The sequence below is a fragment of the Zoogloea oleivorans genome (assembly GCF_008107625.1).
Classification (GTDB): domain Bacteria; phylum Pseudomonadota; class Gammaproteobacteria; order Burkholderiales; family Rhodocyclaceae; genus Zoogloea; species Zoogloea oleivorans.
This window is the reverse complement of the sequence record NZ_SDKK01000002.1, coordinates 11275-27271: the sequence shown is the minus strand read 5'-3', so window position 1 is coordinate 27271 and position 15997 is coordinate 11275. Positions and strand designations below refer to the sequence as shown.

At 66.1% G+C, this 15997-nt stretch carries 12 protein-coding genes; 8 read left to right on the top strand and 4 right to left on the bottom strand.

What is annotated here, in order from left to right; genetic code table 11:
* The first annotated feature begins 64 nt into the window (after window positions 1-64).
* From ETQ85_RS01785 to ETQ85_RS01770, 4 genes are all read left to right on the top strand, one after another.
* On the top strand, window positions 65-712 hold the full coding sequence (locus tag ETQ85_RS01785; RefSeq protein ID WP_148577418.1) for a response regulator transcription factor: 648 nt from the start codon (window positions 65-67) through the stop codon (window positions 710-712).
* A gap of 195 nt (window positions 713-907) precedes the next feature.
* Complete coding sequence (locus ETQ85_RS01780; protein WP_222862023.1) at window positions 908-2938, top strand: FeoB small GTPase domain-containing protein; 2031 nt, start codon at window positions 908-910, stop codon at window positions 2936-2938.
* Between the two features lie 81 nt (window positions 2939-3019).
* On the top strand, window positions 3020-4867 hold the full coding sequence (locus ETQ85_RS01775; RefSeq protein WP_148577417.1) for a 5'-nucleotidase C-terminal domain-containing protein: 1848 nt from the start codon (window positions 3020-3022) through the stop codon (window positions 4865-4867).
* 56 nt (window positions 4868-4923) lie between these two features.
* Window positions 4924-6144, top strand: a complete 1221-nt coding sequence (locus ETQ85_RS01770; protein ID WP_148577416.1) for a DUF2252 domain-containing protein — start codon at window positions 4924-4926, stop codon at window positions 6142-6144.
* Window positions 6145-6248: 104 nt separating this feature from the next.
* Here ETQ85_RS01770 and ETQ85_RS01765 read toward each other — a convergent pair whose 3' ends face one another.
* The gene (locus ETQ85_RS01765) at window positions 6249-7169 is read right to left on the bottom strand and encodes an AraC family transcriptional regulator (RefSeq protein ID WP_148577415.1); all 921 of its coding nucleotides are present in this window, start codon (window positions 7167-7169) and stop codon (window positions 6249-6251) included.
* A 209-nt stretch (window positions 7170-7378) separates the two neighbouring features.
* Between ETQ85_RS01765 and ETQ85_RS01760 the strand changes: the two genes are divergently transcribed.
* Genes ETQ85_RS01760 through ETQ85_RS01745 form a run of 4 tightly spaced genes read left to right on the top strand, consistent with a single transcriptional unit; the run spans window position 7379 to window position 11643 of the window.
* Window positions 7379-7837 (top strand): (2Fe-2S)-binding protein, encoded by a 459-nt coding sequence (locus ETQ85_RS01760; RefSeq protein WP_148577414.1) that lies wholly within the window; start codon window positions 7379-7381, stop codon window positions 7835-7837.
* A gap of 10 nt (window positions 7838-7847) precedes the next feature.
* On the top strand, window positions 7848-10052 hold the full coding sequence (locus tag ETQ85_RS01755; RefSeq protein WP_148577413.1) for a xanthine dehydrogenase family protein molybdopterin-binding subunit: 2205 nt from the start codon (window positions 7848-7850) through the stop codon (window positions 10050-10052).
* Between the two features lie 3 nt (window positions 10053-10055).
* Window positions 10056-11054, top strand: coding sequence for an XdhC family protein (locus tag ETQ85_RS01750; protein WP_148577412.1), 999 nt, complete (start codon window positions 10056-10058; stop codon window positions 11052-11054).
* Window positions 11055-11058: 4 nt separating this feature from the next.
* Entirely contained in the window at window positions 11059-11643 is a 585-nt protein-coding gene (locus ETQ85_RS01745) for a nucleotidyltransferase family protein (RefSeq protein WP_148577411.1), read from the top strand.
* Here the strand turns inward: ETQ85_RS01745 and ETQ85_RS01740 are convergent, their stop codons facing one another.
* From ETQ85_RS01740 to ETQ85_RS01730, 3 genes are read right to left on the bottom strand one after another with little or no spacing between them, the layout of a single operon-like run.
* Complete coding sequence (locus ETQ85_RS01740; RefSeq protein ID WP_148577410.1) at window positions 11644-13881, bottom strand: ATPase, T2SS/T4P/T4SS family; 2238 nt, start codon at window positions 13879-13881, stop codon at window positions 11644-11646. It abuts the gene before it with no gap.
* Complete coding sequence (locus ETQ85_RS01735; RefSeq protein ID WP_148577409.1) at window positions 13878-15083, bottom strand: sensor histidine kinase; 1206 nt, start codon at window positions 15081-15083, stop codon at window positions 13878-13880. Before ETQ85_RS01735 ends, ETQ85_RS01740 begins: the two co-directional genes overlap by 4 nt.
* A complete protein-coding gene (locus ETQ85_RS01730; RefSeq protein WP_148577408.1) occupies window positions 15080-15736 on the bottom strand; it encodes a GTP-binding protein in 657 nt (218 codons plus the stop codon). The genes ETQ85_RS01735 and ETQ85_RS01730 overlap by 4 nt, the downstream gene beginning before the upstream one ends.
* Window positions 15737-15997: the final 261 nt, after the last annotated feature.

Below are 15997 nucleotides of genomic sequence, written 5' to 3'. Positions count from 1 at the left end.
GGGCCGGGTGAGCTAAACTGCCGGCATCACTCCAAACAGGTTTCTACCCTATGAATAGCCGGCGATGATGCAAACACGCATTCTTATTATTGAAGATCACGTGCTGGTGAGGGAGGCCATGGCCTTGACCCTCGCTCAAGTGGGGGAGGGAGTGTATTGCGAGCAGGCGACGAACGCCACCGACGCCCTCGCATTGCTGGAAGCCAACCCCAATTGTGACCTGCTGGTCGTGGATTTGATGTTGCCGGAGATCAACGGTTTTTCCCTGCTGGGGATCATCGCCAAGCGCTTTCCCGATGTGCCGGCCCTGGTGGTGTCGGCGCTCGACGACCGGGAGTCGGTGCATCGGGCGATGAAGGCAGGTGCCTCGGGCTTCGTGTCCAAGGCCAGTTCCAGCAACACGCTGGTCGAAGCGGTAAGAACCATTCTGGCCGGTGGTGTGTTCACCCCCGAAGCCACGACCGGTCCCGATGGTGGCAATCGCAGTCGCCGGGCCAGTCAGGCCTTTGCCGAACGTTTCCAGCTGACGGCCGCCCAGGGGCGGGTGCTCGAACTGGTGGCGCAGGGCAAGTCGAACCGCGATATCGCCGAATTCCTCGGCCTCTCGGAGGGGACGGTCAAGGTCCACGTGTCGGCGATCCTCCGCTCGCTGGGCGTTACCAGTCGGGCCCAGGCCCTGCTCATGATGACCCGCGCGGGTCTGCGGGTCTGATTTTGGCCGGCGTGTCGTGGTGCTTTGGGCTCCTGCGCCGGCCTTTCATTTGCGAACTATTCTTATTTGTACCTATAATCGGCCGCAACTGATCTGAAATCGGCGGTTCTCGATGACTCTTGCTTGTGGGCTGCAGCGTGATCCGGTAGTCCCGGCCGTGTGGCTGTGCGTGCTTCGCATCCTCAAAGCCTGCCCGTGAGCGCTGCTGCCCCCGCCATCGCCACCGTCGCGGTACCGCGCAATCTGCTGCGGGGCGCACGGCGTCCGCAGATTGCGCTGGTCGGCCTCGCGCAAACCGGCAAGAGCACCATTTTTCAGGCTGCTTCCAGTACGGCGGTCGAATCCGGCTTCCTCGCCGACAGCCGCCTGGGCTTCGATGCCTGCCTGGTGAACATCGGCCTTGAGCAGGCTGCGCTGGTCGATCTGCCGGCTCTGCGCACGCTGCATGACCTGCAGGATGCCGACCGCCTCCTGCTGATGGCCTTGCTCGGCGGCGAAACCGGGCATGGTGGCAAGGGCGGCTTCAAGGCCCCCGACGTGCTCATTCAGGTGGTCGATGCCACCGCGCTGGAGCCCAACCTGGCCCTCAGCCAGGAACTCTGCCAGCTCGGCAAGCCGCTGGTGATTGCCCTCAACCGCCTCGACGAGGCGCGTGAGCGGGGCATCTACATCAACGTCGAAGCTCTTTCTGCAGCCCTCGGCGTGCCCGTGGTGCCCACCGTGGCCCACATGGGCAAGGGTATGGCGACCCTTTTCGAAACGGCCCTCAACGCTTTTCGCAGCAAGACCTGCCCGATTCCCCAGCTTCCCGGGCCACATCTGCGCAAGGCCCTGGCCGGGCTCAACGACATCCTCGATACGCCGGCCGTGGAAGCGGCCTTTCACGTCCCGCGCTCCTTGCTGCTGACCCAGTTGGCGAAGGATCACACTTTCTTTACCGCCGAAATGGCGCGTCTCTTCCCGAGCCTGATGCCGGCCGTCGAGGAGGCCCGCGCCGAAGCTGCCCGCCATCTGCCGCGGCCGCTGGCCGAAGAGCTTTTTGCCGACCGCCACTACCGCGCCGCGGCCCTCCACGAACAGGTCACCCGCCTGGGCCACGCCGCCGAGAAGGCCGGCTGGAGGCGCGGCCTCGACCGTCTCTTCCTGCATCCGCGCTGGGGCCTGATCGGCACGCTGGCGGTGTTCGCACTGGTGTTGTTCATGGTTTTCGAGGTCAGCACGACCCTCGATTCGCTGACCTCTGCGCCGCTCGCCGCGTGGGTTGGCCAGTGGGAACCGGACTCCACCGTCGGCGTGATCGGCCGCGCGGTGGCCGACGGCCTGGTTGGCCTGATCGGCATTGTCGTGCCCTACATGCTGCCGCTGGTGCTGCTGCTGGTGAGCCTGGAGGAATCGGGAATCATGCACCGGGTCGCCTTCGTGGTGGATCGGGGCTTTCACCGTATCGGCCTGCACGGCGGCGTGGCGGTGCCGTTTTTACTGGGCCTCGGCTGCAACGTGCCGGCCCTGTCGGCGGTGGCGGCCAGCTCCAGCGGGCGCGAGCGCATCGTCGCCTCGCTGCTGATCACCTTCGTGCCCTGCTCGGCGCGCTCGGCCATCGTGCTCGCCATCGGCGGCAAGTACCTGGGCTGGGAAGGCGTGCTGGGGATCTTCCTGCTCACCATGCTGATCATCGCGGTGGCGGGCAAGCTGCTTACCCACCGCTACGTGCAGGCCAGCCCCGGCATGATCCAGGCCATTCCGCCCTATGCCATGCCGCAGTGGCGGCGCCTGCTGGCCATCACCTGGGAGCGCACCAGCGACATCCTAACTACCGTCATGCCGCTACTGGTGCTGGGCAGCGTGGTGCTGGCGCTGCTGTCCCACTTCGGCGCCGATGCGATCATCAACACCCTGCTGCTGCCGGTTACCAGTTGGTGGCTGGGCCTGCCGGTGGTGCTGGGCGTGCCGATCCTGTTCGGCGTGCTGCGCAAGGAGCTGTCGCTGTTGATGGTGTATCAGGCCCTCGGCACCCAGGACATCGCGCCGCTGCTCGACTGGGTACAGATCGCCACCTTCCTGGTCTTTCTGACCTTCTACGTGCCCTGCGTGTCCACCTTCGCGGTGATGCTCAAGACCATTGGCCGGCGCGATGCGCTGTTTTCCGTCGGCCTGTCGGTGGGTGTGGCGCTGGGTATTGCGCTGCTGTGCCGGGTGCTTCTGCAGGCGATGAACGCGATGCTGTGAAATACCTGCGTCGCCGGGCCTTCACAAGAGGTTAACGGGGCGCGTTTAGTCTGCCGGGCACCCAAACCCCTGCCGACTGCGATGACGACCTCCTGCTCCAACCGGACCATGCCGGCTCTTGCCCTGTCCCTCTGCGCCCTTGCCCTGTCCGCCTGCGGTGGCAGCGATGGCAGCAACGCCAAAGCGCTGGATTTGACGATCCTGCACATCAACGATCATCACTCCCACCTGGATGCAGAGAGCACCACACTGACGCTGAAGAACGCTGCCGGCGCCAGCCAGACGGTGACGGTCGAGCTGGGCGGTTTTGCCCGCGTGACGGCAGCCTTCGAGGCCCTCGCGGGGGCCTCGAAGAACGTCCTCAAGCTGCATGCCGGCGATGCCATTACCGGCGATCTGTACTTCACCCAGAGTGAAGGCAAGGCCGATGCCGACATGATGAACACCGTCTGCTTCGACGCCTTTTCGATCGGCAACCACGAGTTCGACAGCGCCAACGCTGGCCTCGTGAAGTTCATCGACTACCTCCACGCCGGCACCTGCAAGACGCCGGTGCTGTCGGCCAACATCCAGCCGGCCGCTGGCTCGCCCCTGGCCAGCCGCATGGGCAGCTACAAGATCATCGAGAAGGACGGCGAGAAAATCGGCGTGGTCGGCCTCACGGTGAAGGACAAGACCCGGTTCGCCTCCCGTCCGGATGCCACGACCCAGTTCTCCGACGAAACCACCAGCGCCCAGAGCGTCATCGACGAACTCAAGCAGCGCGGTGTGAACAAGATCGTGCTGCTGTCGCACCTGGGCTATGCCGCCGACAAGACCATCGCCGCCAAGCTGTCCGGCGTGGATGTGATCATCGGTGGCGATTCCCACACCCTGCTCGGCCCGGACAGCATGACCGGTTTCGGCCTGACGCCCTCGGGCGCCTATCCGACCCAGACCACCGACAAGGATGGCAAGAAGGTCTGCGTTGCCCAGGCCTGGCAGTATTCCTACGTGGTCGGCGCGCTCGACGTGAAGTTCGACGCGAGCGGCAATGTCACCAGTTGCAGCGGCAAGCCCCAGGTGCTGCTCGGTGATACCTACAAGGTTGGCAGCGTCAGCGCCTCTGACGCCGACGCCACGGCCTACCGCAGCCAGCTGAATGCCTCCGGCGTGTTCCGCATCACCACCCCGTCGGCCGCTGCCACCACCGTGCTGGCCCCGTACAAGGCGGCCAAGGACGCCCTCGGCCTGCAGGTCGCCGGCGCCACCACCGACAACCTGTGCCTGCGCCGCGTGCCCGGCGCCAAGCGCGACACCAGCCGCTCGTCCCTCGGCGACGTCTGCAACAAGGACGCCACTGTGATTGCCCACGGCGGCGACATCCAGCAGCTCGTCGCCGAGGCCTTCCTTGAACAGGGTCAGCGTTTTGGCGGTGCCGACATCAGCCTGCAGAATGCGGGTGGCGTGCGCATCGACATTGGTGCGGGCGACATCACCGTCGGCAAGGTCTACACCCTGCTGCCCTTCAAGAACACCCTCTACCGGCTGGTCATGACCGGTGCCCAGATGAAGGCCGCGCTGGAAGACGGTGTCGATTCGGTGCTTAACGGAACGGGTTCGGGTGCCTACCCCTACACCGGCGGCCTGCGCTTTGCGGTGGACATGAACCAGGCCAAGGGCAGCCGGATCAGTAATCTGGAGCTGCGTGACAGCACCGGCACCTGGAAGCCCTTCGACCTCGCCGCCAGCTACAAGGTGATCACCAACAACTTTACTGCCGACGGCGGCGACAAGTACGACACCCTGAAGACCATCCCCGCCGCCCAGCGGGAAGACACCTTCCTCGACTACGCCGACTCCTTCCTGCAGTACGTGCGCAGCAAGTCGCCGCTGGCCAAGCCGGCTGTCGCCAACCGCAGCACGCAGCAATACACCGAAACGCCCTGATCCCGGGCGTCGGGGCTGGGCTACCATGCAGCATTACTTCCTGCGGTAGCCCGGCCATGATCGACGTCGTCCACGAGATTCAGACTTTCAATGCCGGCCGCGATCCGGACCGGCTGGCCCTCAAGTACAAGGGGATGCGCAGCAGTCCCTTCGTTTTCCTGCGCGGCACCTGCCACCTGTTCTACCAGCGCCTGCCAAACTTGCCCCTGCTTGCGGAGGCGCCGCCCGTGTGGTCCTGCGGCGATCTGCACCTGCAGAATTTCGGCAGTTACAAGGGCGACAACCGGCTGGTGTATTTCGACGTCAACGATTTCGACGAATCGGCGCTGGCCCCGGCCAGCTGGGATTTGCTGCGTTTTTTGACCAGTGTGCTGGTCGGCGCAGAGGCCATGCACGTCAAGGGCAAGGACGTCACCGAACTCAGCGACGCCTTCCTCGACGCCTACCGGGCCACGCTGGCGGTGGGCAAGGCCGGCTGGATTGAACGGGAAACCGCCGGTGGTTTGGTGAAGGATCTGCTCGACGGTCTGCACGGCCGCCTGCGCCCGGACTTCCTGGACGGCCGCACCGAACTGAAGGGCAAGCGGCGCCACCTGCGCCTCGACAACGGCAAAGCCCTGCCGGCCAGCGATGATCAGCGCGAACGGGTGACGAAGCTGATCGGCGAACTCGCCGAATCCCGCCAGAATCCGGATTTCTACGAAGTGCTCGACGTGGCCCGGCGCATTGCCGGCAACGGCAGCCTGGGTGTGGACCGCTTCGTGATTCTGGTGCGTGGCAAGGGCTCGCCGGACGGCAACTACCTCCTCGACCTGAAGGAGGCCCTGCCGTCCTCGCTGCTGGCGCATCTGGATACCCCGCAGCCAAGATGGAAATCCGAGGCGGTGCGGGTGGTGGAGGTCCAGCGGCGCATGCAGGCCGTATCGATGGCCTTCCTCCAGCCGGTAACGTTTGGCGAGCGCTCTTTCATGCTGCGTGACTTGCAGCCGACCGAGGACCGGGTCGCCCTTGACGCCTCCCGCTCCAGTCCGGAAGCGATTGCCGAGGTGATGGGCAACATGGGTGGCATCGTAGCCAGTGCACAGTTGCGCAGCGGCGGCCGCGACGGCTCGGCGATTGCCGACGAACTCATCGACTTCGGCCAGGCCAAATGGCGTAAGGCGCTGCTGGGGGCCGCGCGGGATTGTGCCGAGCAGGTGGAGAAGGATTGGGCCGTGTATTGCACGGCCTTTGACGACGGGGCCTTTGCAGAGGCCGGGGGCGCGAAGTCGGACTGAAGTCCGACCCACAGAACGCCACCAGAGGGAGCGACACAAATCGCCGGAAAAGGTGCGACGTCGGACTTCAGTCCGACAGCACACGCTCAGCCATCCGCCAAGGTTCAGCGCATCCGCGCAATGTCCCGCAACGGCGGTGCACCAAACAGACGCCGATACTCGCGGCTGAACTGGGACGGGCTTTCGTAGCCGACCCGGCGCGCCACGGTGGCGGCGTCGAGGGCTTCGGTCAGCATCATCTTGCGGGCCTCCTGCAGGCGCAGCTGCTTCTGGTACTGCAGCGGGCTCATGGCGGTGAGGGCCTTGAAATGGTGGTGCAGCGACGACTTGCTCATGTTGGCGGCCTCGGCCAGTGCGTCGATCGACAAGGGCTGGTCGAAATTGCCCTTGATCCACTCGATGGCCCGCGCCGTGCGGTGGCCCTGGCTGTCGGCAGCGGCGATGCTGCGCAGGCGCGGCCCCTGCTCGCCGGTCAGTAGGCGATACAGCAGCTCCTGCTCATACAGGGGCGCCAGTATCGGGATGTCTTCCGGCGTATCGAGCAGGCGGACGATGCGCAGCACGGCGTCCATCACCGTGCCGGTGAGCGGACTGACGCCCAGACCAAGGCTGCCGCTGCCCGGCAGGGGCGGCGGCAACTGCATGGTGCCGGCCAGCTCGCCGATCTTGCGCGCATCCATGTCGAACACCGCGCACAGGTAGGGACGCTCCGGCGAGGCCTCGGTGATCTGCCCCATCACCGGCAGGTCCACCGAGGTGATCAGGTAATGCCGGCTGTCGTACTGGAACTTCTCGTCGGCCACGCTCAGACGCTTGGTGCCCTGGGCGGCAATCGCCAGTATCGAGCGGTAAATGGCGCAGATCGGCGTACTCGTGCTGGATGCCCGGAACAGGCTGAGGCCCGGGATCGGTGTCGGGTTGGGGCCGTCGCTGGTGCAATATCGTTCAATGAGGTCTGCCAGCGCAACGCGGGCGGCATCCAGTCTGAAGGACGGGCTGCGGGTGGAAGGGCCTGATTCAATCATGGTTTATTCCTCTTGCCGACGCTTGCGGGATTATCCACTTCCTGGCTGCCGTGAAGCGCCTGAGACACGATCCCGGATAATCAGGCAAGAATCTCACAGGATTCTGCAATGCCGCAAGGCGCGTCGTGGGCTACATTTCCGAGTGTAGAGGTCGGGATTCCTTGCCCCGGCCGACAGGACAACAAAGCGTCACCCAACGGAGATTGACCATGATCCAGCTCAACGTGAACGGCAAGCAGCAGCGCGTCGATGTCGAAGCCGACACCCCGCTGCTGTGGGCCCTGCGCGACACCCTCCTGCTTACCGGCACCAAGTACGGCTGCGGCGCCGGCCTGTGCGGTGCCTGTACCGTGCATGTGAATGGCCAGCCGGTCCGCTCCTGCATCACGCCGGTTTCCGACGTGGCCGGCAAGAAGATCAGCACCATCGAAGTCGCCGACAACACCCGCGTCGGCAAGGCCGTACAGGAAGCCTGGCGCAAGCTCGACGTGGTTCAGTGCGGTTACTGCCAGTCCGGCCAGATCATGAGCGCCGTCAGCCTGCTCAACACCAAGAAGCACCCCACCGACGCCGACATCGACGCCGCCATGGCCGGCAATCTGTGCCGCTGTGCCACCTATGTGCGCATCCGCGCGGCCATCCACGAAGCCGCCAAGGCCCTGGCGTAAGGAGTCGACCATGAACAATCCCATCCAGAACCTCTCCCGCCGCGGTTTCCTGCAAGGCGCTGCCGGCCTCACCCTTGGCCTGTCGCTGCCGGCCTTCGCCGCCAAGGCCGGTGCCGCTGCAGCCCAGGCTGCCGGCGCCACCTTTGAACCGACCCCCTTCCTGCGCATCGGCGCCGACAACACGGTGACGGTGCTCTCCAAGCACCTGGAAATGGGGCAGGGCACCTACACCGGCCTCGCCACCATCGTCGCCGAAGAACTCGACGCCGCCTGGCCGCAAGTGAAGGTGGAAGGCGCCCCGGCCGACGCCAAGCGCTTCAACAACTTGGCCTTTGGCCCCATGCAGGGCACCGGCGGCAGCACCGCCATGGCCAACTCGTGGGACCAGCTGCGCCAGACCGGCGCTACCGCCCGCGCCATGCTGGTGTCGGCTGCCGCCAAGCGCTGGAACGTGCCGGCCGCCGAAATCACCGTGCGTGAAGGCGTCGTCAGCCATGCTGCCAGCAAGCGCAAGGCCACGTTTGGCGAGCTGGCCGAAGCCGCCGCCGCCGAAGCCGTGCCCACCAGCGTGAGCTTGAAGGACCCGAAGGATTTCCGCCTGATCGGCAAGCACGCCAACCGCAAGGACAGCTTCGCCAAGACCAACGGCACCGCCCAGTTCACCCAGGACGTGCACCTGCCGGGCATGCTGGTGGCGGTGGTGGCCCACTCGCCGCGCTTTGGCGGCAAGGTCAAGTCCTTTGACGCCAGCAAGGCCAAGGCCATCAAGGGCGTTATCGACGTGGTCGCCATTCCCGGCGCCGTGGCCGTGCTGGCCAAGGACACCTGGACGGCCAAGAAGGGCCGCGATGCACTGAGCGTCGAATGGGACGACAGTGCCGCCTTCAAGCTCGGCACCGACGAAATGCGGGCCACTTACCAGGCCCTCGGCAAAACCCCCGGCCTCGTTGCCCGCAAGGATGGCGATGCCAATGCGGCGCTGGACGGTGCCGGCAAGGTCGTCAGCGCCAGCTACGACTTCCCCTTCCTGGCTCACGCCGCCATGGAACCGATGAACTGCGTCATCCAGCGCACCGCCGACGGCATTGAGGTGTGGAACGGCGAGCAGTTCCAGACCGTCGACCAGGGCGCCCTGGCGGCCATGTTCGGCATTCCCGTTGAGAAGGTGACCATCCACATGCTCTACGCCGGCGGCAGCTTCGGCCGGCGTGCCAGCACCTCGGTGGACTACATCCGCGAAGCCGCTGCCATCGTCAAGGCGCTGGGCGAGGGCGCGCATGCCAAGGCGCCGGTCAAGCTGGTGTGGATGCGCGAGGACGACATGAAGGCCGGCTACTACCGGCCGATGTTCCACCACCGCCTCGAAGCCACGCTGGACGCCGACGGCAGCATCCGCGCCTGGCGTCATCGCCTGGTCGGGCAATCCATCGCCAAGGGTTCGCCCTTTGAAGGTTTCATGATCAAGGACGGCGTCGACGGCCTGTCGGTGGAAGGCGCGGCCACGCTGCCCTACGCCATTCCCAATCTGCAGGTCGAACTGCACACCCCCGCTGGCATCGACGTGCCGGTGCTGTGGTGGCGTTCGGTGGGCTCGACCCACACCGCCTATTCCACTGAAACCTTCCTCGACAAGCTCGCTGCGGAAGGTGGCCAGGACCCGGTGGCCCTGCGCCTCAAGCTGCTCGCCAAGCACCCGCGTCACGCCGGCGTGCTGAAGCTGGCCGCCGACAAGGCCGGCTGGGACAAGCCGCTGGCCCCGGGCAAGGTCGGTGAGCGTCGCGGCCGCGGGGTGGCGGTGCATGAGTCCTTCCACTCCTTCGTCGCCCAGGTGGCCGAAGTCACCGTGAGCGCCGATGGCAGCGTGAAGGTCGATCGCATCGTTGCCGCCGTCGATTGCGGCATGGCCATCAACCCGGACAACGTCCGCGCCCAGGTCGAAGGCTCGGTCGGCTTCGCGCTGTCGGCGGCGCTGCACGGCGAGATCACGCTGAAGGACGGCGTGGTGGAGCAGGGCAACTTCGGTGAGTACGCGCCGATCCGCATCAACGAGATGCCCAAGGTGGAAGTGCACATCGTCGCCTCGGCCGAAAAGCCGACCGGCATCGGCGAACCCGGCGTGCCGCCGGTGGCGCCGGCCGTGGCCAACGCGATTGCCGCAGCCACCGGCAAGTGGCTCACGCGCATGCCCTTCGCCACCGAGCAGCTGAAGGCCTAGACCATGGACAGCCAGGACCTCCAGGTTCTTGCCGCCGTGCGCCGCTGGCGGGCCGAAGGGCACCGGGCGGCGCTGGTGACCGTCGCCCAGACCTGGGGCTCGGCGCCCCGCCCGGCGGGGGCCTGGATGGCCCTGCGGGACGATGGCCGGGTGCAGGGCTCGGTGTCGGGCGGCTGCATCGAGGACGACATGATTGCCCGCATGCTGGACGGCCGCATCGGCGGTAGCCAGCCCTTCGTGCTCACCTACGGGGTGACCCGGGAAGAAGCCAACCGCTTCGGCCTGCCCTGCGGCGGCACGCTGGAACTGGTCGTCGAACCGGCGCCCGACCATGCCCTGCTCACCGACCTCGCCGCCCGTCTCGAAGGCGGCCAGCTGGTGCGCCGCGAGGTCGAACTGGCCAGCGGCCAGGTGCGCATCTTCGATGCCTGCCGCGGCGAAGCCCTGCAGTGGGACGGCCAGCGCCTGTCCACCATTCACGGCCCGCACTGGCGCCTGCTCATCATCGGTGCCGGGCAGATCTCCCGTTACCTGGCCCAGATGGCCCAGGCGCTGGACTACGCGGTGACCATTTGCGACCCGCGCGAGGAGTATTCCGTCGAATGGGACGTGCCCGGTGCGCCGCTGGTGGCCGGCATGCCCGACGACGTGGTGATGGCCATGGCGCCCGACCCGCACAGCGCCATCGTGGCCCTGACCCACGACCCCAAGCTCGACGACATGGCCTTGCTTGAAGCCCTCAAGTCACCGGCCTTCTATGTGGGCGCCCTCGGTTCGCGGGTCAACAACGCGGCCCGCAAGGCGCGCCTGCTCGAATACTTCGACTTGTCGGAGGGCGAGGTCGGCCGATTGCACGGCCCGGTGGGCCTGCACATCGGCAGCCGCACGCCGCCGGAAATCGCCGTTTCCATCCTCGCCGAAATGACCGCCGTGAAGAACGGTGTCAGCGTCGCCCGGCCGGAGCCGGCCAACCCGGCCAGCGCCGGTTGCGGCGTGCGTTAAGGGCGTGGCGCAGATCGTCGGCCTGCTGCTGGCCGCCGGGCAGGGCCGGCGCTTCGGCAGCGACAAGCTGCTGCATCCACTGGACGACGGCACGCCGCTGGCCGTCGCCTCGGCGCGCAAGCTGAAGGAGGCCTGCCCGCGGGCCATCGCGGTGCTGCGGCCCGAGCAAACCACGCTCGCCGCGCTGCTGATTGCCGAAGGGCTGGAAGTCGTCATCTGCCCGGAGGCCAGCGCCGGCATGGGTCACAGCCTGGCCGCCGGTGTGGCTGCCAGCCTTGAGGCGGCCGGCTGGCTCGTCGCGCTGGCCGACATGCCTTTTGTGCAGGTCGCCACTTTGCGCAGCGTGGCGGATGCCCTCGCTACCGGTGCCGCGCTCGCGGCCCCCTTCCATAACAGTCAGCGCGGCCATCCGGTGGCCTTCGCCGCCCGCTGGCGCGATCAACTCCTCGCCCTTACCGGTGACGAAGGCGCCCGCGCCGTCGTCGGCAACAACCGGGGCTTGCTGAGCAGGATCGACACCGCTGACGCGGGTGTGCTGCGCGACGTGGACACGCCGCAGGATCTCGCCCTTGCTGTCCATTCTCCGTGATTACCCCGCGCCTGCCTGCGGCCCCAAAGTACGGAGGATTTCTTCGAGGGTGGTAGTGCCGTCCTCAACCTTTTCGAGGGCGTGCTCGCTGATGTCGCGCAGGCCTTTTTCGCGCACCTTGCGACGAATGTCGAGAATGCTGGCACCGCTGCCGATGCAGTCGCGCAGGTCGTCGTCCAGCGCCAGCACCTCGTACAGCGCGACCCGGCCCTTGTAGCCGGTGCCGTGGCAGTTGGTGCAGCCCTTGCCCCGGAAACTGTGCTCGATGCGGGCGAAGGTGCCACCGAGACGCTGGCGCAGCGCCGGGTCGGTGGTGACCGGTTCCCGACAGTCCGGGCACACCTGGCGCACCAGGCGCTGGGCGATGATGCCTTCGAGGGCGCTGGCCACTACGTAGGGCTTGAGGCCGAGATCGAACAGGCGGGCGACGGTGGTGACGGCGGAGTTGGTGTGCAGCGTCGAGAACACCAGGTGGCCGGTAAGGGCTGCATGGAAGGCGACTTCGGCGGTTTCGAAATCGCGGATTTCACCGAGCAGGATCACGTCCGGATCCTGGCGCAGCATCGCCCGCAGAATCGACGGGAAGGTCAGGCCGATCTTCTCGCGGACAAACACCTGGCTGGCCATGTCGAGGTGGTATTCGACCGGGTCTTCGATGGTGACGTAGTTCTTTTCGGGTGTCGCATTGTGCTGCAGCAGTGAGTACAGCGTGGTCGTCTTGCCGCTGCCGGTCGGGCCGGTGGCGAGGATGATGCCCTGCGGATGGGCGATCATGTCGTGGATCCGGGGCAGGTCGATGGGTGAGAAACCCAGCTTCTCCAGACTGTGCACCGACGAGTTGCGGTCGAGAATCCGCATCACCACCTTTTCGCCGTTGAGGGTGGGCAGCGTGGAGATGCGCAGGTCCACCATGCGCATGGGGGTCTTGACGGTAATGCGGCCGTCCTGCGGATGGCGTCGCTCGGAAATGTCCAGTTCGGACATGATCTTGAGGCGCGACACGAGCGAGTTGTGCAACTGGTGCGGGATCTGGATCTTGTCGATCAGCACGCCGTCGATGCGATAGCGCACAACCACGCTGGTGGTGCGCGGCTGGATGTGGATGTCGGAGGCGCCCAGACGGATCGCTTCGAGAATGATGGCATTGGCGAGGCGGATCGCCGGTGGTGCCTCGGTGTCGCGCAGCAGGTCTTCGAGGCGGGTGTCATCCACGTCCTCGATGACGATCTCGATGCCTTCGTAGGGATCGGCCGAGAAAACGAGGTTTTCCAGCGCCTTGAAATCCATGTCGCCGCTGTAGATCTCATCGATTTTCTTGCGAATGGCGGCAATGTCGGCGGTGACGATCTGCAGGTCGAGCCCGGCGGTGAAGCGGATTTCGTCGATCAGGCCTTCGTCGAGCGGGTCGGCCATGGCCAGCAGCAGGTGCTTGCCGTCCAGCTTGAGGGGCACGACCAACTGGCGCGCGCACAGGCTGCGGGGAATGAGGTCGGTCAGCGCCGGATCGACCTGGAATTCCGGCAACTGCACCTCTTCGATGAGCAGGTCCTGCTTGAGCAGCGCGCGGATCTTGCGTTCCTCGACCCAGTCCTTTTCGAGCAACAGGGCGATCAGCGGTTCCGAGCGGCGCTCCTGCTGAAAGGTCAGCTCCTGCAATTGGGCGGCCGACAGCAGGTTCTTCTTGTGCAGCATGATGCCGAGCCGGCTGCGGTGGGTGGCCGCCAGCTTGGACAGGGCCGAGATTTCCTTGGTCTTCTTTTCGTTCTCCGATTTGAGCGCCCGGTTGCGGCTGATCAGATCGAACTGCTCCAGCGCCAGGGCCACGGTGACGCGCAGGTCGTCGTCGTTCCAGGGCTTGAGGATGAACTTGTACACCGCGCCTTCGTTGATCGCGCCCATGACCGCGTCGGTGTTGGCGTGGCCGGTGAGCATGATGCGGATCGTGTCGGGCGAACGCTGTTTCACCTCCTGCAGGAACTGGGCGCCGTTCATGCCCGGCATCATGAAGTCGCTGATGACCAGGTGCACCGGACCCTCGGCCAGGCGTTCGAGCCCTTCCTGGCCGCTGCCGGCGGTGAGGATGTCGTAGTGTTCCTGGCGAAACACGCGCCCCAGCGCCCGCACGATGCCGATCTCGTCATCCACCAGCAACAGGCGGTACTTCGGCGGCGTGAGATGGCTGGCCGGCGCTTGCGGCGCGCCCGTCTTGCCGGTGAAAAAGCGCTTGTAGTCGGTCATGGCGTGTTCGGAAAGAACAGGCTCACGGTCGTGCCAGCGCCGGGTGTGCTGTCGATCGCGATGCGGCCGTGGTGGGCGAGCACGATGTTGCGGGCGGTGGACAGCCCCAGCCCGGTGCCGGCGCCGACCGAGCGTGTCGTGTAGAAGGGCTCGAAGGCCCGCTCCAGTTGGGCCGGACTCATGCCGACGCCGTTGTCGGCGATGCGGATCGTGATGCCCGAGGCGTCGGCGGCGCTGTCGATGCACACTGCGCCGGGGCGTCCGGCATCCTGGATGGCCTGCATGCCGTTGCGGATCAAGCTGAAAAAGACCTGGTTGAGATGCCCCGGATTGCAGCTCAAGGGCGGCAGCGGGTGCAGTTCGGTGCGCAGCGCGACCCCGGCCGGCAGCGGGTTGCCGGCGACGCTGACGGCATGCTGCAGGCAGGCGTTGAGGTCGGCCCGCTCTTCGGGGGGGCGATCGACATGGGAGAAACTCTTCAGGTCGGCGACGATGCGGGCGATTCGCCCGAGCCCGCTGCTGCAGTCGGCCAGCAGATCGACGCCGTCCTCGAGGACAAAATCCAGGTCGAGGTTGTGCCAGGCCGCTTCGCCTTCGGCCAGCCGGTCGCGCAGGGCGGTGAACTTGTCGAGGTAGAGCTTGAAGGTGCCGAGGTTGCTGCTGACGAAACCGAGCGGGTTGTTGATTTCGTGGGCCATGCCGGCGGCGAGCTGGCCGACGGAGGCGAATTTTTCGGCCTGGTAGAGCATCTGCTGGCGCGCTTCGAGGTCGGCGACCTGGGCTTTGACGCGTGCTTCGAGTTCTTCCGACAGTTTGCGGTAACGGGCTTCCGAGGCCAGCAGGCGCACGTGTTCGAGCTTGAGGGTCTCGAAATCCTGGGTGACCGCTTCCAGATGCAGGGCCGAGGCCATGCGATAGCGGGCTTCGGCGCGCAGCAGGGCGGTGAACATCCGGCCGGCGGCGTGCAGACGTACCTGGCTGGCGGCGCTGCTGGCCAGAAAACCGGCGGGTTCGAGTTCCAGCACCAGTGCTTCGCGCCTGGCGTCGGGGGCTGCCAGGCCCCACAGCAGCTCGCCATTGCGGTCGAGGATGGCCAGGTCGCCGTCGAGCAATTCGGCCAGCGGCGGGCCGACCCGCGCCAGCATGGTGGCGTCGAACAATTCGCCCAGATGCCATTCGCGGTCGAAGTCGGCGGCGCTCATGCGGGCGTTCCGGTTTGCCCGAGCATGCCGGCCACGAAGGCGTTTTCAGAGATGCCGTGTTCCCGGGCCAGCCCGAGGGCTTCGGCATGGTGCCGGTAGAGTGCCCGCAGCAGCGCCTCGAAGGTGCTTGCGACGCCTTCGCCGCGGAGGGCGACGGCGAAGCACAGGGGCCACGGGGCCGCCTCCCAGCGTTCACGGACCTCGGCTTCCGGCACGGCGCTCGGCAGGTCGCGCTTGTTGAACTGGACGACGAGCGGAATGTGCTCGAAATCCAGGCCGACCCGGTGGCAGTTGTCGGCCATGCTCTGGAAGGCTTCGCCGTTGTTGGTTTCCTGGGCGCTGTCGGAGTCGGCCACGAAGACGATGCCGTCGGCCCGCGACAGCACGGCCTTGCGCGTGCCGTCGTGGGCCACCTGGCCGGGCACCGTAAACAGGCGCAGCTTGATCAGGAGGCCTGAGGGCGCACGAAAACCCAATGGCAGCAGGTCGAAGAACAGGGTGCGGTCATCCTTGGTCTCCATGGTCATCACCTCGCCCTTCAGTTCGGGTGACAGGAGATCGTGCAGACGCAGCAGGTTGGTTGTCTTGCCGCTCTGGGCGGGCCCGTAATAGACCAGCTTGAAGCTCAGGCTGGTGGCGTCTTGATCGGGCATGGCTCAGTCTTCTGGGGGCAGGTCGGCGCAGCCGGACAGAGTCCGCCGCGCCGCGTCGGGCTGCAGTGCCTTGAGGACGTCGACTTCATTGTCGACGATCAGGATACGGCTCATTTTTTCCTCGCAGTTATGAGGTGATTTTAGCGCGCCTGGTCAGCTTGCTCCGCCCATGCCGAAAATTGGGGCGATTCACCCGGCACTGAAGTGTCTGGCGGTCCGCTCCGGCAAGCTACGGAATTGGCTTTGTTAAAATTCGTGTCT